The following is a 21,831-nucleotide window of genomic DNA, read 5'->3' on the forward strand; positions in this document are numbered from 1 at the left end:
ATCAGGACATTCCCCCTCCCGCCTGCGGGAGGGGGAATGTCCTGATTTCACCCCGGAAAGCCGCTCAAATCCGCATCTGGTTCATCAGTCCCAGCGTCGCGGCATAATAGTCCTGATCGGCGGTGGCGGCCGGCAGATTGCGGTTCAGCAGGCGTCCGGCGATGGCGGTGGCGCCGGCGGAGAGCGCATAGGGCGCGGTTTCGCCCGTGACCACATTCACCCAGGCGGGCAGCGGCTTGCCCGCGCGCACGAGGGCGAGCCAATAGCGCGCGATCGAGTCGCAAGCGCTCCGCCGCCCGCTCATCAGGCAGTAGAGCGGCACGCGGATGCCTTCGAAGCCGAAGACCGGATCGCGTCCCTCCGCCGGTTCGACCACGCCCTTGCCCTTGATGTCGAGCCAGTCGGCGGGAAGGCCGGAGGGGCCGAAGCGCGCGGCCTTCAGGATCTTCAGCCCATCGGCCGCCAACGGACCCCAGACGCGCGGTTCCAGCCGGGCGAAGGCGTCGATCGCCGGCCAGACATAATAAGAGGGGTTGACGATCACCCGATCCGCCTTGGCGAAGCCGACAAGGCCGGGCAGCAGCAGGGTGAAGCCATGGCGCTGCACGATCAGCTTCTGCGCGACCGCGCCCCGGACCGCCGCCGACTGCTGGAGATAATCCGCCTTGCCCCAGCGGCGACCCGCCATCAGCAGCGCCCAGGCGATCAGCAGGTCGCCGTCGGTCGCATTGTTGGGATCGGCCACCGGATCGGCGCGGCCGGGCGTGTAGCGCCAGCTATGCAGCGCGATGTCCTTGCGCAACAGCGTCTGGGCGGTCCAGCGCGCCATGACGTCGAAGGCCGCGCTGTCGCCCGCCGCCTGCGCCAGCGCCATGCCATAGCCCTGACCCTCGCTATGGCTGACGCCGCCATTGCCATTGTCGACGATCCGGCCTTCTGGCGCCAGGAAGCGGGCCTTGTAGCCCTGCCAGAGCGCGGGATCGAGCATCAGGCCGTCCATGGATTTGGCGGAGGACTTGGCGCGGGCGCAGCCGGTCGTCAGGGCAAAGGCGAGGGCGGTCAGGACCGTCCGCCGTTCAAATCCCATGACGCAGTTCGATATGCCCGCCCTGGCTGCGTGAAATCCGGGTGCTGAGCCGTTCGCCGCTGCCCATCTGCCGGAACCATGCGTCATAGGCTCCCTCCAGGATGAAGGGGGCGACTCCGGCCCATATGCCGTCGGCATCGCCCTCCAGCCTTTCGGGCAGGCCGTCATGGAAGATGTCGATTCCTTCATCGTCCAGTTCGAATCGGACGCTGCCCCAATGCAGCCTGTCCCAGACCATGTTGCCGTGCTGGGTCAGCCTGTCCATATCCTTGGCATTGACGATCGGATGGCTTTTGGCAAGCCGCGCGCCGACCGCCCGGAAAAAGCCCTGCATCTGTTCCGCCGTGGCGGCGGAGGCGATTTCGCCGAGGATCAGGCTGACGAAGCGCTGGGCGGCCTCCCCGCCGGATGCGAGCATGGCGATGTCCTGATTGCCCGCCATCGGGAAATCCTTCACGAACAACATCAATTGCCTCCGATATTCTGCTTGAGCCCGATCAGTGTCTTGAACTCCTTATATTCACCGAAAGTGTTGATATTCAGTTCCCCGCCCAGCCGCGTGTTCGGGCTGACCCGATAGGAAATCGCGCCGGCCGCCGACAGGCCGAAGCCGGTCTTGCTGATGCTGTCGTAACGGGAACGGACGTCGCTGTTCTGGCTCTTGAGGAAATCCAGCACGCCCTGCGCGCCCGGCTCTGTCGGATAGACGGGCTCACCCTGCTGATCGTAGCTCTGATAGCCGGGCGCGACGCTGGCCTGGATGCTCATCGGGCCGTCATTCGTCCAGTAACGGATCGGGAAATTGACGCTGAGGAAGCTCTGCGGGCTGAAATAGCCGCCATGGCCGTAGGTGAAGTAATTCTGGTTGTTGTCGTAATTCTGGTAATTGACGTTGAAGCCCACGGAAACGCCCGAGCGCGCATTCTGCCACGCCCGCAAATAGCCGCCGGCATTGATCTCCACGCTGTCATTGTCGCGCACCGCCGTGCCGTCATAATGATAGAAGGAGCCGTCGGCATAGACGCCATTGCCGTTGCGGTCATAGGACAGGGACAGGCCGCCGCCGCTCTTCATCACAGCGCCCCAGAAGGCGCTGGTGCGTGGGTCGTCCGTGCCCGCATAGGCGATGATGCTGTCGGTCACGGGCTTGCGGTCGGCCCAGATGCGGGCGGTGGCGTTGGTGGACAGGCGGGGCGTCACCTCGATCCTGCCGGTGACATGCTCCTTGGGGAAACCCAGCGGCGTGACGCCCGCTTCCAGCTTCAGCAGCTTGCTGACATAGCTGGCGGTGACGGCGACGCCTGACTGATGCTGCGTTTCGGCGCTGGTGAGCTGGGACGGCTGTTCGTCCACGATCCCCTGCGCCTCGGGCGTGGCGTTGGTGCCGAAGCGGGCGAGGCCCGACCCGGTCGGGCGGCCCGAATCCAGCACGACCGCCGTTGCCTTGACGCCGACCCGGCCCCCAGCGACGGGGGCGGAGAGGGAAGCGCTGCCAGTCATTTCGCGCAATTTGCTGAGGCCCGTTTCGCCCGAGCGCGACCGATAGCCTGTGTCGACGTCGACGCGCGGGCCGCTTTCGTCGGCCGATTGCTGCAATTGCTGGTCGATCTCCGCCAGCACCGGATCGGCGGGGACGTTCGTTACGCCGTTGTTCCGATCGGCATAGGCCTGATCGGCATAGACCGGGTTGCCGTAGGAAGGCGCCGGCGCCGCCATTCCGGGAAGCCCGGCGGGGGCAGCATAGCCCGGCGCGGGCGGGTAGGCGGGCATGGCAGCCGGGGCGGGCACGCCAAAGCTTGACCCTACGGGCGGCTGAGGGGCAAAGCCCATGGGCGGCGCATAGGGCGCCGACAGGGCCGTGGGATTGCTGCCGAGCGCGAACGGATTGACCGGCTGCGGCGCGGCCATGGCGCGGAAGGGGTTGGCCGATTGGGGCGCCGCCGCGAAGGGATTGCCGTTCGCCATGACGGCGCCGGGCGCCATGCCGGTTTCGCGCATGTAGAGCGCCCGGGCGGTCTTGAGGTAACGCGCCGCGTCCCCGTCATTGCCGCGCGTGCGGGCCATGCGCGCGGCCGCCATATAGACCCGGTAATCGGCCGGATGCATCTGGATCGCCTGCTGGGTGACGGCGCGCGCCGTTTCCATGTCGCCCGATGCGCTGGCCGTGTCGATCAGGCCCACCATCGCGTCGCGATCCGCCGGCTTCTGCGCCAGCAGCATGCGGAAGGTCTGCGCCGCCTGCGCGTTGAGGCCGCCCGTTTGGTACAGCCGCGCCAGGGCGGAAAGGATTTCCTCATTGCCCGGCGCATCGTTCCATGCCGCCTGCAACATGTCGAAGGCCGGGGCGAACTGCCCCGCCTGCCGCATCCGGTCTGCCTGCGCGGCCGCCAGCGTCGCCTTCAGATTGCCAAGGCTGCGTTGGCCCTGAAGCGAGGGGCCGGCCAGCACCGACGCCTTCTGCACGGCGCTCATGGCGATGCCGTCCTGTCCGGTCTGCGCCAGCACCCGCACCGCCGCGTCATAGGCGCCGGCGTCATTGGCGGGGGCGTCCAGCGCCTGCGCCGCCAGCTGGCCCGCGCCGCGCGCATCGCCCAGTTCCAGCATGCCCTGCGCCAGCGCCCCCATGCGGTCGGCGGACAGGCCGCGCATCTCCGACGCCTGGCGCAACATGGCGAGCCCCTGGCCCTGCGCGCCCCGCGCCCCAGCGGCCTTCGCCTGGGCAATGGTGGCGGATATGCCGAGGCCGGCGATGAAGTTGCGCATCTCCGCCGTGCGCTGCCCTTCCGGAATGCGCGCGGCGACGGCCTGCGCATCGCCGGTGCGTCCCGCGCGGTCCAGGATCAGCGCGGCGGCGTAAAGCGGTTCGGGCTTGTCGGAATAGGAAAGCTGGCGGACCAGCGCGTCCTGCTCCGCCACGCGGCCCTGCTGCTGAAGCAACCCGGCAAGATCGTAGGCGACCCATGGATCGTCGGGCGCATTGCCCATGGCGGAGCGCAGCAACTGTTCGGCGCGGGCGCTGTCCCCTGCGTCCAGGGCGGCGCGCGCCTCGTTGCGAGTGGCGCTGGCCTGGGCCGTGGCGGCTCCAGCGCCGGCCTTGCCCAACTGGCGGTAGAGTTCGGCCGCCTCATTATAGCGGCCCTGCCGTTCATAGACGCTGGCCAGCACCGATACCGCAGGCCCCTTGTCGCGAAAGTCCGACTGGCTGAGCGCGGTGGCGAGCCGCTCCGCCTGCGCGAGGTCGCCCTTGTCGAGCGCCGTCCGGGCGGAGTCCAAATCGGCATAGAAGCGCGCCGACTGCAATGCCTCGGCCCATTTGCCCGCGCCCCCCATGCGCGAGGCGCGGGTCAGCAGGTCGCGGGCCTGCGCGAATTCGGACTTGCGCAGCCGCACGATCCCCATGCCGCCCAGCGCGTCGGCATCGTTGGGATTGGCGGATAGCGCCGTGCGGAAGCGGGCGGCCGCGGCGTCGAGCTGTCCGGCCTCCAGCGCGCGGAAGCCGGCGGCACGGGCGTCGCCGCCCCGGTCCGTACGGGTGGCGCGCGCGGGCGCGGTGCGCGCCGGGGCGGGCGCCGCCGTCTGGGCAGGAGGGGCAGGGCGCGGGGCTTGCGCAGGCTGCGGCCTCGCCGCGGCCTTGGGCTGGGGCGCATTGCCGGCAAGGCCGCGCCGCGCTTCGGCATTGGCGGGATCGATGGCCAGCACCCGGTTATAGGCCTGTCGCGCCAGGTCGCCGCGTCCCTTGGACTGCCAGTAGCGCGCCTGCTTGAGCAGCGGGGCGACACCCTGCACCTCCGCCTGCGCCAGGGGCATCGTCGCGATGGCCAGCAGCGGCAGGCCGAGGATGGAGATCGTCTTCTTCATGATCATTTCACCGCTTCGAGGCGCTTGGTTTCCTGCCGCTTGAACAGCAGATAGACCGGTGCGGAGATGAGGAAGGCGACCAGCAGGCCACCCAGGGCGATCAGGAACGGCCGCTGGCTCATCCAATAGGCGATCTTCATCCAGACCGGCAGCGATCCGACCCAATAGCCGTCGCCCACCGCAAAGCTTGCCATGCCTTCGCCGTCCACCACCGAAAGATCGCCCTGCACCTGCGCGTTGATCCTGGTGTCGTTGAGGCCGTTGACCAGCGCCGGCAGCGCTTCGGGATCGCTGGCCAGCAGCGCGACGACGCTGCGGTCGGTGTCGAAGGGCGACTGGAAGCCGACGATGCCGCTGAAGCTGTCGGACCCGGAGAAGAAGCCGTCGACCGTGCCGCTGTCGCTGCGCTCATAGGGGGAGAAGAGGTCGAAGGCCCGCTCCACCGGCGTGCGTTCGGTGACGCGCAGCCGGCCGTCCTGGTAAAAGACGGGCGCGCCGGAAAAGAGCGATTCCGACTGGGCGATCTGGACCGGGCCGATGACCAATATGTCCTTGCCCGCCATGCGCGCGGCATCGACCGACCGGGTGACGCTGGCCCGGATCGCGGGTGCGCCGGTCGCGTCCCCGAAACGGCCCATGACGTTCAGGAAGGCCTCGACCACGGCGGCCGTCGGATCGCCGGGCAGCAGGACGACCGTCTCCGCCATGTCGGGCCGCACGGTGAAGGGATAGCCACCGCCCGCGAAGCTCGCCAGATTGGGCATGTGCAGCGCATGATAGGCGTGGCTGAGGTCGATCGAGCTTTCCGGCAAGATGCTCACGCGCACATTGTCGGGCAGCATTCCCTCGCAGCGCTGCTTGGACTGGACCAGCAGATTATAGTCGAACACCAGCGAGTTCTGGCCGAACAGGTCGTAGCGCGGCAGCACGACGTCGGCGCGCGACGTATAGGCCGTGGGCCGTCCGCCGCCGAACCATTTGTCCCACCAATGTTCGCCGGTCAGCGGCAGGGTGGTCAGATATTGGCCGTTCATCGACAGGTCGAGGCGCGAGCGGGACTTGTCCAGCCAGGGGGCGGAGGGATAGCGGTAGCGCAGGTCGAGCTTGGCCCCCTGGCGCGGCCAGAAGAACAGGTCGGGCGCGACATGGAAACCGGCGCTGAGCGGGCCGGGCGGCAGGCCGATGCCCTGCAGGGCATAGCGCGGCACGATCTCGCCCAGGCGCACCGGCCGGTCGGTCCGCAGCCAGCGCGGCGCGGAATAGCGGGGGAAGGAGGGCAGGCGCACGCCGTCCAGCGACGCGCTCGCCCCGCCCAGCATGCCCCGTCCGATGGCGAGCGCCGCGGCGGCCTGCTTCAACTGCTTCTCGTCGCTGCCGCTGACGACCAGCAACTGGCCCTCGCTGTCCACCGGATTGGTGATGACGGTCGCGGCGGGCCCCCCGGGAAGGTTGATGCCGGGAATGCGGCGGCCCGGCGTCACGAACAGCACGGCGTTGCCGGCGGGAATCTGGCCAAAGCTGGGCTTGAAGGAATAGCCGCGATAGCTGGCCATGCCGCCGAACCAGGATGCGGTGCTGGCCGCCGCCTCCAGCTCGCCATTGGTGGGCTTGCCCGCGAAGACGAAGGGCAGTTTCAGCGCCACATTGTCGTTGCGGTCGAAAAAGGGCGCGGGCAGGCGCGCGAGGTCGGGCTTCAGCGGCAGCGACTGGGTGGTGATGTTCAGCACCGACCGCGTGTTGCTGACATTGGCCCAGAGCGAGCTGTGGAAGGGGTCTTCGCAGTCGCGGGTGTAATGGCCGATGAAGCGCAGGTTGAGCGAATTGTCGCCCGGCAGGAACAGCGCCGGGTTGATCGGCATGGTCACCGTCTGCGTCGTGCCGTCCGAAGGCCGAAGCGGCAGGGCGTTGACCACTTCTCCGTTCAGCAGGACGACGATCTGGCTGAGGTCGCCCAGCAGCGAGGGCGAGAAGTTGAAGGCCAGGGTCAGAGAGGCGCCGGTCACGACCTGGTTGCTGCGCAGGCCGAAGGGAATGCCATATTCGCCGCGCGTTCCGGCGAGGCGGATGGGGTTCTTGACCTGCAGGTCCTTGAGCAGCAGCCGCTGCGGCTTGCCGCCCGCCGCCGGGACCGGCGTGGCCGCGGCGGGGGTGCTCGCCGGCACGGCGGGAACCGCATTGGCGGAAGTGGTGGCGAGCGCCCCAGCGGCCGCGGCGGCGGCCATGGCGCGCATCGCCTTCTTCCGGCGGCGCGGCAGGCGCCATATGTCGATGATCGTGTCGATACCCACGCTGAAAATATCCCTGATGGATTTGAGGCCGGCGACCGGCGCCAGCGGCTTGTCCGATTGCCACGCATCGGCGCGGCCCATGACGGCGCGCACCAGATGACGGGCATGCACCATGTCGAGCGGCTGGAAGCGCAGCTTGGCCCGGCCGTTATCCAGGCGAACCGTGTCGACCGGAATGGTCAGCGTCTCGTCGCCCATCGGCAGCGAGATGTCCGTGACCTTACGCCCCTGGAGCGCGAAACCGTCCGGCAGCTCCGCCGCCAGCCCGCCCAATGAAATGTCCACGGTCGTCCCGTCGACGACATAGCCGTCGTCGAAATAGAGCGTCACGGGCATTTGCGCGGTGATGCGGATATTCTCGCGCACCTGCCGCTGTTCCCGTGCGACCGAAATCGCCGCGATCAGGATCAGCAGGCTGAAGCTCGCCCATGCGGTGTTCAGCAGCACCGTGTCCCACTGGGCGTCGAACAGGAGGGGGAAGTTCAGCTTCACGAAGCCGAAGATCACGCCGAACACCAGCAGCAGCGCGGTGATGACATGCGGCCGCACCGTTGTGCCGTCGAAATAGGTCTGGTCCAGCAGGCCGCCCTTGTCGGTCACGTTGAACTTGCCCTTGCGCGGGTTCAGCAGCGTGAACAGCGTCGGCTTCACCAGATGGAAGGCGAGCAGCGTTTCGTAGATCTCGCCCCAGAAGGGCCGCCGGTCGCCGCCCTGGATGCGTTCGCTCGACATGGTGGAGATGAACAGGTGCGGCAGCGCATAGGCGAAGATCAGCGCGGCCGACGCATGGATGATGTTCTGTCCGCCGATCAGATAGGCGAGCGGCGACGTCAGGAACACGATGCGCGGCAGCGGAAACTGGAAATGCAGCATCGCGTTCAGGTAGCAAAGCCGCTGGTGCCAGTTCAGGCCCGGCCCGAACAGCGGATTGTCGATCCGCATGATCTGCGTCATGCCGCGCGCCCAGCGGATGCGCTGGCCGACATGCAGCACCAGCCGCTCGGTCGCGAGGCCCGCCGACAGGCGGATGCCGATATAGGCGGTGTTCCAGCCCATGCGCTGCAGTTTCAGCGCGGTATGCGCGTCCTCCGTCACCGTCTCGCCGGCAAAGCCGTTGGTCTGCTCCAGCGCGGATCGGCGGATGACCGCGCACGACCCGCAGAAGAAGGTCGCGTTCCACAGGTCGTTGCCCTTCTGCACCGCGCCGTAGAACAGGTCGCCTTCGCCCGGCAGTTCCTTCACATTGCCCAGGTTCCGCTGCACCGGATCGGGCGAATAGAAATGGTGCGGCGTCTGCATCAGCGCCAGCCGCGCGTCCTTCTGGAACCAGCCGACCGTCATCTGCAGGAAGGCGCGGGTGGGAACGTGGTCGCAGTCGAAGATCGCGATCAGTTCCCCGTCGGTCTTCTTCATCGCGGCGTTCAGATTGCCCGCCTTGGCGTGCAGATTGTCGGCCCGCGTCAGGTAGCCGCAGCCGGCCTGCCGCGCGAAGGCCCGGAATTCGGGGCGGCGGCCGTCGTCCAGGATATAGACGTGGAAGCGGTCGCGCGGATAATCAATGTCCATCGCCGCGAAAACCGTGTTCTGGACGATCGCCAGGCTCTCATTATAGGTGGGGATATAGACGTCGATGACCGGCCATTGATCGGGTTCGCCCTCGATCTCCACGACCGGGCGGTCCAGCGGCCAGCTCGTCTGCAACAGGCCCAGGACCAGGATGACCCAGGCGTAGAGTTCCGCCAGATAAAGGCCGGTGCCCAGCAGGGCCGCGGGCAGGCTGTCGAAGTCCAGCGTGTGCGTCGTGCGCCAGAACAGATAGCGGGTGGACACCAGCAGCGACAATATGCCGATGGCGATGGTCGACCGTTTGCCGGGCGAACGGTTGAACAGGATCACGCCCGCCATGGTGGTCAGCGCGAATATCCACTGCGATTCCAGGTCGAGCGGCACCGTCACCACGACGATGACGACGGCAGCCACGAAGAGCCCCGCCGCAAGCCTGAGAAGGGCCTGCGGGGCGAATTGGGAAGGGAGGGACATCAGGCGTCTCCTGTAACCTCGATGTTCGCCTCTCCCGGGGCGGGTTTCAGTCCGATGCGCTCTTCCACGGCGTCGGCGAACAGGCGCAGGTCCTGCAACGCGGCGCTCGGCGGCGCATATTTGCTGATGAGTTCGAACCGCGCGAGCGCTTCGTTGACGGCCTCGTCGCGGCGGATGGTGGCCAGCAACTGATCCCCGAACAGGTCGCGGACGAAGCTGTGGCTGTGGCGCGACAGCTTCTGCCGGTCGTCCAGCTGGTTGAGGACGAAGACGGTGCGGTCCAGCTTCATCGCCGGGGCCGTCTCGCTCAGGCGGTTCAGCGTGGCGAGAGAGGCGGCGGTGGGCAGAAGGGGACAGATATGCAGCACGCAGCGGGGCATCAGCAGTTCCAGCAGGTGCCGGTCCTCCGATGCGACGTCGACGATCCAGATATGGCCGGGATCGAACATCCGCTCGAACTCCCGGTCCACCCGCGCCGCGAAGGCGGCGGAGCGGCTCTGGCCATGGCCCTGCATGACGCTGACCCCGAAGGCCACCAGCGGTTCGCCGCCGCCCGCGCCCCATTCCGGCACGGCCTGCGCCGGCATGAAGCCGAAATGCATCTTCAGCGAATCCTGGAAGGTGCAGTCGAGCGCGTTGACCTCATAGCCCTTGCCGGCAAGGTGCAGGGCGAGCTGGGCTGCCAGGAAAGTCGTGCCGGTGCCCCCCTTGGGCGATTGAAGCAGGATGACGGCCATCAATCCAGCTCCGAGAAGCGGTTGAAGAATTCCTTGAGGTCGACATTGTTCTTCGGCGCCGCCCGCCGCTGGGGCGCGCCATATTGGGCGAAGATCTGATTCGGCGCGGCCGGGGGCTGCGATGTCCTGGCGGCGGGGGCGGGCCGTTCGTCCTGCTGGACCTGCCGGACGGGCAGCCGTGCGGCGTCATCGCCCACCACCTTCTGGTCGCCCAGCACGGCCGCGAAAATGGGCCATAATTCCGTTTCCGAGAACCGGTCCTCAAATTCGCGATAGGCGAAGTCCTTGCGGTTCAGCTTCTCCAGCAGTTTGCGAGCATCGCGGCGCATTGGCCCCCCATATGCGTGAACGGTAAGTAGTTTGTTGCTTATAGCTAATTTACTATATCTTTCTTAATAGAATGACAGTGGGATGCGACAAAAAACTGAAAACTGATATGGATCAAGAAAGATATGCCGATCGTTTCGCTAATAGACTGTTTCTGAACGGTATATGTCGGCAAATACATTCCAGCGGGCTTTTCCGTCATGTCTCATCCGTAACGATCCGGGGCAGCAAGGATCGGTTTTGTGCCAATGAGATACAGGTGGGGCTCGATTCATGGCATTTTTTCCACCTGAACCGGATTGGATTATAAAGGGAATATCATGATCGGGCGGCTGGCGGATAAAGGCCGGTCATTTCCCTTGCGACCCGGACAAGTGTTAAACAAGCTGGAATCACTGGCTCATCATCGCCGGATAGGCGACTTCATCAGGACCATATCATGAAGTGGTGGCCGATCCCGCAAGACGGGGATCGGGCTTTACTACAAACCCTCGGCCTCGACCCAATGGGCGCCTGTGATCTCCCGGGCCAGTTCCCAAACCTGGCGGCGGATGTCGGGAACGGCGACGATTTCCCAATGGGCGCCACGGGTCATCGGGCCGACGACGAAAAGGCGGGGCTGGGCCGATCCGTCGCGGGCTATGGCATGGCATTGGCGGTCGACATCGATGCCGATCGCCAACGGATCGGGGCGGATGTCGCCGCGCGATGCCAGACGACGCAGCAACGGATCGTCGGTGCGCCGCAGGTCGCCCAGCGGGCCGGTGCAATTGACGACCCTGGCGAAGGCGACGGTCTCGCCCTCTTCCCGGCCACGACGACGCAGATGCACATGGATCGTGCCGCCCTCCGGAACGGCCTGCACGACCTTCGCGGCGCGGATTTCCAGCCGTCCTTCCGCCTGCATCGCCGCCAGCCGCTCCGCCACCTGCGGTGCGATGCGGTGGCGGTGCACGTCCCAATAGGGGCGCAGGTGGCGCAGGAAGCGGCTGCGCTCCTCCGCGCTGGCGGCCCGCCACATATCCTGGGTGAAGCGGCGAAGCTCATCCACGGCATTGCGCCAGCCGATTTCCGCGCTGCGTCTGCGCAGCGTCCGGACCAGCGTGGAAGCGGTGCCCTTCGGCCGGTCGCTGCGCGGCGCATAGGGGGGCGCCGGCGCATGGCTTTGCGGCGCCAGCCCACGGCGGGATAGGGCGACGATCCGCCCCCGGAACCCGGCGCGGTCCAGGCTGAGCGCGCAATCCACCGCCGTCAGCCCGCTGCCGAGCAGCAGCACCCGATCGCTGTCCTGCAAGCCCGCCGCGATGGTCGCCGCCCAGGGATCGTTCACATAAACGGCATTGTCGGGGCCGTCCCTGTCGCGCAATCCGGCAAAGGCGGGCAGGTCGTGCGGCGGCAGATTGCCGGGCGCCAGCGCCACGATGTCGGCTTCGATCCCGCCCCCGGAACGCAGGACGACGCATATGCCGTCGTCGCGCAGCTGCAGGTCGACGGCATCGCCGTTCAATATGGTCAGCCTGTCCGCGGCCTGCCCCCGCATCTCGTCCAGCATGGCGCTGAGATAGGCGCCATAGTCGCGCCGGGTGGCGAAGCTGCCTTCCTGGCCCAGTCCCTGCTGCTTCAGCCAGTCGGTGAAATGATCGGGGCTGTCGGGCAGGGCGCTCATATTGGCGGCGCGCACGTTGAGAACATGGCCGGCATGCGCCGCTCCATAGGCGAGGCCCCGGCCCATCCGTTCTTCATGGCGCTCCACCATCGTCACGCGCAACGCACCATGACGAAGCAGGTTGATGGCGAGCAGCGTGCCGCTGAACCCTCCTCCGATAATGGCGGCGTGATCGACCTTCAGCATGGATCAGGCATTTTTCCATAACAGCGGTTGGCCCGGATGGCGCGGCGGACCATGGAAGAAGCAGGATCGCAACTGTCCCAACCCCTTCCGCCCGAACGCATTTCCCAAGCCTAGGAGCGGACAGGCAATAGGGGCAAGCCCCATTGTGGACAAGGGTCGCGGCAATGCCGATCCGGCGTCATGGAACGCCGTCGGCAATATGCTGTGCAACGGCATTTTGACGCATGGGCGGCCGCTCGCTACGGAGGCTGGCATGATCGCATTGCTATCCCCCGCCAAGACGCTTGATTTCGAACGCGCGCTGCCGCCCCTGCCCGTCACCACCCCGCATTTCGCCGAAGAGGCGCGCGACCTGGCCAGATCGGCCGCCAACCTTTCGCAGAAGCGGTTGTCCGAGTTGATGCATATCTCGCCGCGCCTGGCGAAGCTCAATGCCGACCGCTTCCGCGATTTTGCCGACCTGCCCGAACGGCAGGCTCTGTTCGCCTTCGCCGGCGATGTCTATACAGGTTTTGAAGCCTTTACGCTGGACGAAGCGGCGGTCGCCTTCGCGCAGGACCATGTCCGGATGCTGTCGGGCCTTTATGGCCTGTTGCGGCCGCTGGACGCGATCCGGCCCTACCGGCTGGAGATGGGGACGCGCTGGGCGCCGCGCCACAAGAAGCTGACCGACTGGTGGGGCGATCGCATCGCTGAACTGCTCCGCGGGCAGATCGCGGAGGAGGGGTCGGGCGTGGTCCTCAACCTCGCCAGCCAGGAATATTTCGCGGCGGTGGAAGGCAAGCTGGCGGGCATCCGCATCATCGACGTCGATTTTCGCGAGCCCGGTCCCGACGGACCGCGCTTCGTCAGCTTCAATGCCAAGCGCGCCCGGGGCATGATGGCCCGATGGATGTGCGAGCATCGCATAACCGACGTCGATGCGATGCGCGGCTTCGACAGCGACGGCTATCGCTTCGATGCCGGGGAGAGCGAGCCCGATCGCTGGCGCTTCACTCGGGCCTGAGTGGGCTTACCGCCGTTCCGTTGCTACGACCGTCCGGATGGCCGGATGGGAAGCGAGATCGTGATCGCTCGCTTCCCACCCATGATCAGGATTTGGCGGTCGCGGCTTCGGACGTCTTTTCCTCGCCGCCCAGATGCGAACTGGCTGCTTCCAATGCCGCCTTCAGCGACTTGGGCTTGGCGGTTCCATTGGCCTTCGCAGGAGCGGCCTTCTTTACCGGGGCCTTTTCCTGCGCAGGGGCCTTGGAAGCGGCGGTGGCCTTGCCGTCCGCCTTGTCGCCCTTGGCGGCGGCGATCGAAAGGCGCTGGCGCGGCTCCTTCCTGTCCTTACTGGCGGAGGCCGGCGCCGCGGCGCGATTGCCGCGGTTCGATATGACGGGGGCGGGCCCATCCTTCGCCTTGTTCGTCTTTGGCGCTGCGGCCTTAGCAGGCGCCGCGGCCTTCGCCGGCGCATCGGACCCGGCGGCGGAAGCAGCCTTTTCCGATGATTTGGGCGCTGCCGCCTTGGGCGCGGCGGCGGGGCTTGCCGGAGTGGCCGCTGCCTTCGCAGGGGCTGCGGCCTTCGCAGCGACGACCGGCTTACGGCCCAGGCCGGCCTTTTCCGCGACGGCGCGACGCGCCTGCGAATAGCTTTGCGCCACCAGCGGATAGGTGCTGGGCAGCTTGTAGCGTTCCCGATATTGTTCCGGCGTCAGGCCATGGGCGGCCAGATGGCGCTTCAAGGTCTTGTACGGCCTGCCGTCGATCAGGCTGAGGATATGATCGGGCGAGGCGAGGCTCTTGCGCACCGAAACCGCAGGCGTGAAGGTTTCGGCAGCGGGCTCGGCAATGGTCGCCGTGGCATTTTCCGTCAGCGCCGTGCGGGTGGTCTTGATCAGATCGGCCAGGCTTTCGCTCGGAACGCTGTTTCGCGAGACATAAGCGCTGAGCAACTGGACGGTAAGGGCAGTGATGTCGTTCTTGTCTTCGTCGGCCATGTGAGCGAACCCGTTTCAGGAGGATGTTAGCGCTATTTGCGCAAATCGACGCAGATTGTAAATGTCGGATTTCCAGTAAATGGTCTTCTATGCCTGTATTTGCCGGCAATCGATCCAATGTCGGAAAGTCGATCCCGTTCCATGATCGTCAAATCGGCGTGCGTGATCGGGCATCAATCCTTCTCAATGACATCGGTCCGGGGCATGAGGCGGCAGTCGCGCCAGTTCCGGTCGCCCCTGGGCACGAACGATACATAGTCGCCGTCGATGATGAGGGCCGCCCGGGGACTTCGATAATATCGGCCCAGCGATATTGCCCCGCGTTTGAGCGTGAGCTGCCCGTCCTTCCAGACGACCGTGGCGCGGTCGGCATCGGCGCGGACGGAAAAGCGCCGTCCGGCGGCGCACTGGACCTCCATGTCGGCGTCCGGCCGTTGTGCGCCTGCCGGCGCGAGGGTCGCGGCGGCCGCCACTATGGCGGCCATCGGCATGAGGGCGCCGGGGAGAGAGCGGCATGTCATTGCTGGAGCCTTGTTGGAACGGACTTCCTCCCTAACTCGCCGTCGAGTCGTCGGTTCCTGTGGCTAGGGCGTTGGCGATCATGGCGGCCAGCGTCTCCTCCGCCCGCTGCTTGACGCCCGCATCCTTGGACAGCAGGTCGTGCCTGATCCATTGCGGCGCCCGACTGAGAATAGCCATGATCAGATTCGTCGTCTTCTCGTCCATGCAACCGCTATGCGGGCCCTGTTTGCTTCCGGCAACCGCAAAAGGAATCACCCAGATCAAGCTGCGCCCTGGGCGTCGCGGACAATGGCCGCCGCGGCCATGGCGGAACGGCCCCGCGCCTTGACCGATGTTGAACCTGCGGGCGCTGAGTTGTTGCGGCGTGTCGCGAATTTTCGATGGGTTTGCCACGAAGCATGTCAGGCTATGAACCATGCCCGAACAGGTCGACGAAGATGCTGTTGCACCTCCATCCTGTTTTCAGCAATGATATTATAAGAGAAATATTATTCGGACATGTCCGACCATTTATGGCGTGGCAGCGAGGCGTGTCGGCCCCGCTGCCAAAACGCGGGGTAAGTCTTCAGTCGTCCATCCGAATTAAATCCCGGATGAACGCGTCCGGGCCGCCCACGGCGCAGAGGTCGAAGGGGCGCTTGATGGAGCCATCGATCTTCTCGTGCCTGTAGAAGGGCTCGACGACAAGCTTGTTCCTCTCGGTATCGAGGTTGCGTTGCAGTTCCTGCGACTATTCGTCCGACGTCTCGCCTAAGTCGATGGGGAAGAGATCGATGCCCAGCGGATTGAGGCCCGATTTCATGAGGAACGATTTGCCGCTTGGCCAAGCCGCGGGGCATCGATGTTCGCAGCAGGCCTGTTCATTGCCGAATGGCGAATGCCTTGCGCTTCACCGTGAATGTCTTGCGACGGCGGAGCCAATGCTGCACCGGCCGGTCCAGCAGGGCGAAGCCAAGGATGGACGCAAGCATGGCCATCGGCAGCATGGCGATCGCCAAGGCAATATCGCTTGCGGCCCCGGCGCCTGACCACCTTTCCATGAATGTGATCATCGGCCGGTGAATGAGATAGAGAGCGAAGGAGGCCTCTCCCAGCGATTGCAACCCAGGCTGGCGGAGCAGATGCGATAAAGCGCCCTGACCATGGGCGAATATCAATATCAGGACAGCCATCGGCGGCAGGAAGATGAGCTGGTAGCGAAAAGCGAGCGGAACTGCGAACCATTCCACGGCGACCATGGTCGCCGGCAGCGAAATGACCGCAAGCGCCTCCGTTGCGCTCGTCGCCCATCGTCGTCCGATGCACGATCGCCAGGCCCGGCACAGCAGGATGCCCGCAATGAATTCGAACAGCCGCGTAAGCGGGAACACATAGAAGATCCAGTCCACCCAGGGCGAATAACCCGCGACCCTAAGGGCGGTAAAACAGCTTCCCGCCACGATCAGGACCATGCCGGCGATGAAGACCGCGCGCAGCACCGGCTCGCGCCATTTCACAAGCCATGGGAAAAGCGCATAGAAGAACAGCTCGTCGGACAGGCTCCAGGAGGGGCCGTTGAGCGAATAATGGACCAGCGGGTCTGGAGACCAGCTATGAAGCAGCGCCAGGTTCAGCAGCACCGCAGGCATAGGCGGCAGATCGGCGCGCCAGGCCAGATAGGCGAGGAATGCGAGGCCAACCATCAGGTGGAGCGGAAAAATCCTTGCGACGCGCCGATGATAGTAGGTGAGGGCCGAAACCCTTCCTTCCTTCAGGGCGCGCTCATAGGCGTGGGTCAGGATGAAGCCGGAAAGAATGAAGAAGAAGGTGACGCCGCACGCACCCTGCCGGAAGAAAAGATCGTAAAGGCCGCGGAGGACGGGACTTCCGCTGCGCTCCAGAAATACGAGATGGGAAAGCAGAACCAGCAACGCCGCGCAGAAACGCAGCGAGGTGAGCTGCGCGAGCGAGTCCGGCCGGGCAGCGGCCGTCAGCATTTCAGCGCCGGCGTCAGCAACTCCAGATAGCGGCTGGCGGAGGCGCGGGTCGTGAACTGCTCCAGCCAGCCCGGCGGCACGGGCGCCGGCTTGCGGCGCAGCAGGTCGAGCATGGCGTCGGCCAGCATTTCGGCGTTTCCGACCTCGACCAGCCTTCCGAAGCGCCCCCCGTCCAGCGCTTCGGCCGGTCCGGATGGACAGTCCGTGGCGATCACCGGCGTTCCCAGCGCCATCGCCTCTATCACCACATTGGCCAGGCTTTCGAACCGGGAAGACAGGACGAACAGGCTGGCCCTGGCCGTGTAGGCGTGCGGATTGGGAGCGAAGCCGGGCATGGCCACGTCTTCGGAAAGGCCGAGGCTCCCGACCAACGCGGTCAGCCGGTCGCGCTCCGACCCGTCGCCCAATATCAGAAGCCGGCAAGGCATGTTCTGCCTCACCTGCGAAAAGGCGGTGATGAGCGTTGCGAAATCCTTTTGATGTTCGAGGCGACCGATGCCGATGATGACGGGTATGTCGCCGTCGCGGAACCATGGATGATCGACGGGGGCACGGCTCGATTGGATCAGGGCATCGCTGACGATGGGATTGTAGATGCAGGTGATGCTCTGCGGATCGATGTCGATGACATTGGCCAGGTCGCGGGCCGTTCCCTTGGAAACGGCGACGATATTGTCCGCCCGCGGATAGAGCAGATGCGCCAGGCGGAAGAACCAGTAACGCGATTGCCAGGGCTTTGCCGCATCATGATCCACTGACGGAAAACAATGTTCGGTCAGCATCAGGCGAAAAGGGAAACCCGCGATCCAGCGCACCATGATGGCGCAGAGATTGGGAAAGCCAAAGCCTGTGCACATCACCGCCTGAGGCCGGGTCCTGCGGAGATAGGCGCGCAGCTTCGCGATCCGGGCGATTGCCCCGTTCGCGCCCAGCACTTCATAGGGTACGCCCTGCGGCACCAGATCCCGGAACGGCGAATAGGGATTGTCGAGGTCGACCAGGATGACCGGACGGATGCCGCGCGCCAGAAATTCCTCCGCCAGGTTGAAGACGACCCTGTCGACCCCGCCATTGTAGAGCGACCGCGCATAGAAGACGATGTCGGCTTTCGGGATATGGTTCATGGGTCAGCCTTCAGACAGCCTGAATGAGGGATGCGCGCTCCGCCCAATGGGCCGGCGCGGCCGGGCGCGGACGTGAAATGTCGCGCAGGATGTCGGCTATGACGCGGGCCTTCACCGTCCAGTCATGCCCCTCGCGCTCCAAATGGCGGCGGCCGGCGCGGCCCAGTTCGCGGCGCAGTTCCGGCGAGGCTGCGAGGCGGCGCATGGCGGCGGTCAGCCCGTCGACGAAGGCGGCTTCCGACGAAGGCGGCACCAATATGGCGCAATCGCGGCTGGCATATTGGGCCGCCCCGCCCCAGTCCGCGGCGATGACGGGCACGCCGGTCGCCATCGCCTCCATCATCGCGATCCCGCCGCATTCCCGAAGGGAAGGAGAGACGAAGGCGCCCGCCTCTTGCAACATCTCCATATAGCGCTCCAGCGGCACGCGCCCGTGCAGGACGACGCTGTCGCCTATCCCCTCGGCCTGCACCAGGCGCTCGATCTCTTCGAACAGTTCCCCGTCACCCACCAGGTCCAGCCTGGCGCCCCCCTCCCGCGCGAGGGGCGCGAAGGCGCGCACCAGATATTCGATGCCCTTCCAATCCACGAAACGGCCGCAGAAGATGAAGGACATGGGGCCGTCGAGCGCCGGATCGGCGGCGCGGGGATGCCAGCGGCCAAGGTCCACCGCGCTTTCCATCACTTCGCAGATGACGCCGCGGACAGCGGAGGGCAGCGCCGCGCGGGTCCGGTCGTTCGCCACGAGCAGCACAGCCGCCTGCCGCTTGCCGGGAATCAACCGGTGCAGCAGTTCCGTCCCGCGGCGCGCACCCGCTATGGCCCACCGCACGAGCGGACCGTCCATGCGCCGGAAGCCCGGGGGCAGGTCCATCCCGCCGCTCATCGGGCCGATCACCACCGGCGCGCCGAGATCATACATGAAGCTGACCGCCTTCGCGGCGATGGGGGCGGGCTGGAAGACGACGTCGACGCTCCCTTCCTCGACGCGCGCCCTTGCCATCGCTCTCATGCGCGATTGGGTCAGCAACTGGATCAACTGGTTGAAGACAAGATCCTCGACCCGATGCGGAAAGAAGCGGCCGATCCGGAACAGCAGCTTCTGCCAGAGGCCGTCGCTGACGAAGGTGAAATGCGCGAAGCTGGCCGGGTCCAGGTCCGCGGCGAGCTGGTCTCTCACCCGCTCGTGACAGAGGATGCCGACCTTGTGGCCGAGCGCGAGGAACTGCTGGAGATAATAATAGGGAAGGATGGTCTCGCCGCTGAGGTTGCGGGAGACATTCTCCGCCACCATCAGGATATTGAGCCCAGCGGCATCGGGAAAAGGCGCGTCCTTCACGACCCCTCGGCATGATGCGGGAAGATGGGGGGAGGATAGCAGCGCCGTCATTTCGTCACCATTCATCCTATCCCGTGGGGAGTAATGGGAGGGTGATCAGCGGTTCCACCAGCCACCCTTCAATGGCTTTCCGCGCAGAATTCCTGGACGATCGCCACCGCCCTTTCGACATGATGGAGCGCCAGATCGGGATAAAGCGGCAGGCTCAATATCCGTTTGGCAAAGCTGCGGGCGACCGGCATGTCCCGATCGGCGGAGGGCAGGCCGCGATAGACGGAATGATCGCAGACCAGAGGCCAGAAATAGGGGCGGGCGTGAATGCCGGCCGCCAGAAGACGGGCGCAAAGTTCGTCCCGCCGGTGCGCCAGACCGTCTTCGAGCAGCATCGGGAAATAGCTGTGGTTGAGCTGCCAGCCGGGTTCCGCTTCGAACAGCCTTATAGCCGCCATGCCGCGCAGCCCCGCGCGATAGCTGGCGGCTATGAAGCCTCGCCGGGCGATCGCCTGATCGACATGGCGCAACTGGAGCAGGCCGAAGGCCGCCTGGAACTCGCTCATCTTGGCGTTGGTGCCGGCCGCGTCGACAGAATAGGCATCGGAAAAGCCGAAATTGCGCAACTGCGCGATCCGGGCCTTCATCGCTGCGTCCGCGCATATCACGGCACCCCCTTCGAAAGTATTGAAGACCTTGGTCGCATGGAAGCTGAGACACGAAGCGTCGCCCGAGCGCAGCAGGCTTTCCCCGTCGCGCCGGACATGGAAGGCGTGGGCGGCATCGTAGATCACCCTGAGGCCATGGTCTTGCGCGATCCCGGCGATACGCTCCGTCCGGCACGGGTGACCGAAGCAGTGCACCGGCAGGATCGCGCAAGTGGCACCCGAAATGGCCTGCTCGATCATTTCGGGGTCGAGATTGCCCGTCCTGGGATCGATGTCGACAAATACGGGCGTCAGGTTGCAGGACCGCAGCGCATGGGCGGTGGCGACGAAGGTGAAGGGCGTGGTGATGACCTCGCCCCGAAGGTCGAGCGCCTGCATGGCGAGTTCCAGCGCGGCGGTGCCGTTGGAGGTCAGGGCGACATGCTCCACCCCCAGGAAAGCAGCCATTTCCTCTTCAAGCTGCTGGTGGAAGGGGCCGGCATTGGTCAGCCAGCGATTGGCCCATATCCGTTCCAGATAGGGCTGGAATTCCTCCAGCGGCGGCAGGAAGGGGCGGGTGACGGGGGCATTGTCGAGATCGACCGGTGGTGGCCGCAGGGCGGGGGACGGACTGGCGGCAATGGCATTGCCGTCGGCGCTGCCTCCATGGTCAAGCGGGAAGTTTCCGTCGGCCGCGATCTGTTGCAATTCCATTGTCGATCCCCCGGATCATGGAACGAAAACAATATCGCCACGGACGAACGGGCGTCAGTCTGCATTGCCAGCACTGATTTTCCGGAGGTGAATATTGACTGGAGTGGCGGCGATGCTCAGGCCGGCAGCGCCTTCGATCCTCCTCCGAGCCAATGCGCCCGTCTCAAAAACTTCCGGCATGGACGTTCGATGCCTTCATGAACCAGCCAGGACAGGCAGATCACGGCCAGTCCGGCCGACAGAACAGCCAGGGGATGTCTGACGATGTGGAACGGTCCGGTGGCCGGCAGACGGGATTGGAGGGCCGACAACAGCCCCATGGCCTTATAATGGGTGAGATAAACCGGAAAGGAAATGCGCCCCAGGAAATGCATGGGCCGTGAACCGAAGATCGCCGGAAGCGCGCCCCTGCCTGCGCTCAGGCAGAATATCAGCCCGATAATGGCAAGATAGACGAAGAAATCCGTTCCGCGAAAGGCCGTCAGGCAGAGCAGGGACAGGCCGATGCCGACCTGAACGGCGTTGTTCGCGGCCCATTGCGCAATGGCGCCCTGCGCGTGGAGGCGCCAGACCAATTGGCCCAGGGTGAAGCCCGCCAGGCAGCGGATCAGGGTGTAGGGCGCATAGAACAGGTCGAGTTGCCCCTTGGCTATGGGCGATCCGATCCAGTGGAGGGATGCGGAGATGCTGAGGCCCATGATCGTTGCAAGCGCGGCCAAGGCCGTCATCAGCGCAAAACCGGGCCTGCTTCTGAAGCAGAGCCTCGCCAGTATCGGGAAGATCAGATAGGCGATCAGTTCAGCGCTCACCGACCATGCGGGAGGATCGATGCTGGGCCAATCCCCTATCGACTGGAGCATGAAGACATTGGAGACGATCACATCGGCGCCGAAGGCGGGATCATGCCTTTTTCACAGGCCGATCGCGAGGATGGCGGACGTCGCGACGATATAGACTGGATAGATCCGGGCGAGGCGATGAAGCAGAAAGGCGCGCAGGGTGAACGACCCTTCCTTCAGGGCCTGTCCATAGACATGGGAAAGAACAAAGCCGCTGAGGACGAAGAAGAGATCGACCGACAGATAGCCGTGATTGAGCATGGTGGATAAGGGGCTCGTGCTCTGCAATCCCCGTTCGAAATGGTAGATCATCACGATCAGCGCAGCCATGCCGCGAATGCCGGTCATTGCCCTGATCTCTCTGACGATCATCTGCCCTGTCCGCTGAAAGCAAGAGGAGGGGCGAAATTACGGCGGACGGCAAGGGCAATACAGACTGACTTTTGGGAGGGTGGTTCGCCTTTCTCCCCACGGCGCAATGATTTGGGCAATATTCCCCACCCAGGAC

The 21,831-nt window shown here is 65.4% G+C and carries 15 protein-coding genes and 1 pseudogene; 1 reads left to right on the top strand and 15 read right to left on the bottom strand.

The genetic code is table 11. The features are described from left to right. Positions 1 to 64: 64 nt before the first annotated feature. The 7 genes from K7W03_RS00775 to K7W03_RS00805 all read right to left on the bottom strand — a co-directional run bounded on the left by K7W03_RS00775 (position 65) and on the right by K7W03_RS00805 (position 12,189). Positions 65 to 1,087: a glycosyl hydrolase family 8 gene (locus K7W03_RS00775; RefSeq protein WP_222885249.1), complete on the bottom strand. Its 1,023-nt coding sequence runs from the start codon at positions 1,085 to 1,087 to the stop codon at positions 65 to 67. After that, a complete protein-coding gene (bcsD, locus tag K7W03_RS00780; RefSeq protein WP_025549999.1) occupies positions 1,077 to 1,553 on the bottom strand; it encodes a cellulose biosynthesis protein BcsD in 477 nt (158 codons plus the stop codon). Before bcsD ends, K7W03_RS00775 begins: the two co-directional genes overlap by 11 nt. Continuing rightward, positions 1,553 to 4,945, bottom strand: a complete 3,393-nt coding sequence (locus K7W03_RS00785) for a cellulose biosynthesis protein BcsC (protein ID WP_226869594.1) — start codon at positions 4,943 to 4,945, stop codon at positions 1,553 to 1,555. Before K7W03_RS00785 ends, bcsD begins: the two co-directional genes overlap by 1 nt. 2 nt (positions 4,946 to 4,947) lie before the next feature. Further along, the gene (bcsA, locus tag K7W03_RS00790) at positions 4,948 to 9,273 is read right to left on the bottom strand and encodes a UDP-forming cellulose synthase catalytic subunit (RefSeq protein ID WP_222885251.1); all 4,326 of its coding nucleotides are present in this window, start codon (positions 9,271 to 9,273) and stop codon (positions 4,948 to 4,950) included. Further along, the gene (locus K7W03_RS00795) at positions 9,273 to 10,010 is read right to left on the bottom strand and encodes a cellulose synthase operon protein YhjQ/BcsQ (RefSeq protein ID WP_025550001.1); all 738 of its coding nucleotides are present in this window, start codon (positions 10,008 to 10,010) and stop codon (positions 9,273 to 9,275) included. Before K7W03_RS00795 ends, bcsA begins: the two co-directional genes overlap by 1 nt. Continuing rightward, a complete protein-coding gene (locus tag K7W03_RS00800; protein ID WP_140043096.1) occupies positions 10,010 to 10,339 on the bottom strand; it encodes a hypothetical protein in 330 nt (109 codons plus the stop codon). Before K7W03_RS00800 ends, K7W03_RS00795 begins: the two co-directional genes overlap by 1 nt. Positions 10,340 to 10,818: 479 nt before the next feature. Then, positions 10,819 to 12,189, bottom strand: coding sequence for an FAD/NAD(P)-binding protein (locus K7W03_RS00805; protein ID WP_222885252.1), 1,371 nt, complete (start codon positions 12,187 to 12,189; stop codon positions 10,819 to 10,821). Positions 12,190 to 12,442: 253 nt separating this feature from the next. Here K7W03_RS00805 and yaaA point away from each other — a divergent pair, with 253 nt between their 5' ends. Next, positions 12,443 to 13,195, top strand: a complete 753-nt coding sequence (gene yaaA, locus K7W03_RS00810; RefSeq protein ID WP_222885360.1) for a peroxide stress protein YaaA — start codon at positions 12,443 to 12,445, stop codon at positions 13,193 to 13,195. An 85-nt stretch (positions 13,196 to 13,280) separates the two neighbouring features. Here the strand turns inward: yaaA and K7W03_RS00815 are convergent, their stop codons facing one another. From K7W03_RS00815 to K7W03_RS00850, 8 genes and pseudogenes are all read right to left on the bottom strand, one after another. Further along, positions 13,281 to 14,171 carry a MucR family transcriptional regulator gene (locus K7W03_RS00815; protein WP_222885253.1) on the bottom strand — a complete coding sequence of 297 codons (891 nt, stop codon included), beginning with the start codon at positions 14,169 to 14,171 and terminating at the stop codon, positions 13,281 to 13,283. A gap of 173 nt (positions 14,172 to 14,344) precedes the next feature. Further along, entirely contained in the window at positions 14,345 to 14,692 is a 348-nt protein-coding gene (locus K7W03_RS00820; protein WP_065846475.1) for a hypothetical protein, read from the bottom strand. Positions 14,693 to 14,723: 31 nt separating this feature from the next. Continuing rightward, a complete protein-coding gene (locus K7W03_RS00825; RefSeq protein WP_171407208.1) occupies positions 14,724 to 14,870 on the bottom strand; it encodes a hypothetical protein in 147 nt (48 codons plus the stop codon). 683 nt (positions 14,871 to 15,553) lie between these two features. Beyond that, positions 15,554 to 16,669: an acyltransferase family protein gene (locus tag K7W03_RS00830; RefSeq protein WP_222885254.1), complete on the bottom strand. Its 1,116-nt coding sequence runs from the start codon at positions 16,667 to 16,669 to the stop codon at positions 15,554 to 15,556. Beyond that, positions 16,663 to 17,793, bottom strand: coding sequence for a glycosyltransferase (locus K7W03_RS00835; RefSeq protein WP_222885255.1), 1,131 nt, complete (start codon positions 17,791 to 17,793; stop codon positions 16,663 to 16,665). The genes K7W03_RS00830 and K7W03_RS00835 overlap by 7 nt, the downstream gene beginning before the upstream one ends. Before the next feature lie 10 nt (positions 17,794 to 17,803). Continuing rightward, positions 17,804 to 19,132 (bottom strand): glycosyltransferase family 4 protein, encoded by a 1,329-nt coding sequence (locus tag K7W03_RS28180; protein ID WP_222885256.1) that lies wholly within the window; start codon positions 19,130 to 19,132, stop codon positions 17,804 to 17,806. Positions 19,133 to 19,251: 119 nt separating this feature from the next. Beyond that, complete coding sequence (locus K7W03_RS00845) at positions 19,252 to 20,412, bottom strand: DegT/DnrJ/EryC1/StrS family aminotransferase (protein WP_413469285.1); 1,161 nt, start codon at positions 20,410 to 20,412, stop codon at positions 19,252 to 19,254. 188 nt (positions 20,413 to 20,600) lie between these two features. Then, positions 20,601 to 21,695 (bottom strand): annotated as a pseudogene (locus K7W03_RS00850) (acyltransferase family protein). Positions 21,696 to 21,831 lie beyond the last annotated feature (136 nt).

The sequence above is a fragment of the Sphingobium sp. PNB genome (assembly GCF_019873065.1).
Classification (GTDB): Bacteria; Pseudomonadota; Alphaproteobacteria; order Sphingomonadales; family Sphingomonadaceae; genus Sphingobium; species Sphingobium fuliginis.

Bases quoted from the DNA above. Each gene is read 5' to 3' on its own strand.
- K7W03_RS00775 (WP_222885249.1), bottom strand. From the start codon at position 1,087: ATGGGATTTGAACGGCGGACGGTCCTGACCGCCCTCGCCTTTGCCCTG.
- bcsD (WP_025549999.1), bottom strand. From the start codon at position 1,553: ATGTTGTTCGTGAAGGATTTCCCGATGGCGGGCAATCAGGACATCGCC.
- K7W03_RS00785 (WP_226869594.1), bottom strand. From the start codon at position 4,945: ATGAAGAAGACGATCTCCATCCTCGGCCTGCCGCTGCTGGCCATCGCG.
- bcsA (WP_222885251.1), bottom strand. From the start codon at position 9,273: ATGTCCCTCCCTTCCCAATTCGCCCCGCAGGCCCTTCTCAGGCTTGCG.
- K7W03_RS00795 (WP_025550001.1), bottom strand. From the start codon at position 10,010: ATGGCCGTCATCCTGCTTCAATCGCCCAAGGGGGGCACCGGCACGACT.
- K7W03_RS00800 (WP_140043096.1), bottom strand. From the start codon at position 10,339: ATGCGCCGCGATGCTCGCAAACTGCTGGAGAAGCTGAACCGCAAGGAC.
- K7W03_RS00805 (WP_222885252.1), bottom strand. From the start codon at position 12,189: ATGCTGAAGGTCGATCACGCCGCCATTATCGGAGGAGGGTTCAGCGGC.
- yaaA (WP_222885360.1), top strand. From the start codon at position 12,443: ATGATCGCATTGCTATCCCCCGCCAAGACGCTTGATTTCGAACGCGCG.
- K7W03_RS00815 (WP_222885253.1), bottom strand. From the start codon at position 14,171: ATGGCCGACGAAGACAAGAACGACATCACTGCCCTTACCGTCCAGTTG.
- K7W03_RS00820 (WP_065846475.1), bottom strand. From the start codon at position 14,692: ATGACATGCCGCTCTCTCCCCGGCGCCCTCATGCCGATGGCCGCCATA.
- K7W03_RS00825 (WP_171407208.1), bottom strand. From the start codon at position 14,870: ATGGCTATTCTCAGTCGGGCGCCGCAATGGATCAGGCACGACCTGCTG.
- K7W03_RS00830 (WP_222885254.1), bottom strand. From the start codon at position 16,669: ATGCTGACGGCCGCTGCCCGGCCGGACTCGCTCGCGCAGCTCACCTCG.
- K7W03_RS00835 (WP_222885255.1), bottom strand. From the start codon at position 17,793: ATGAACCATATCCCGAAAGCCGACATCGTCTTCTATGCGCGGTCGCTC.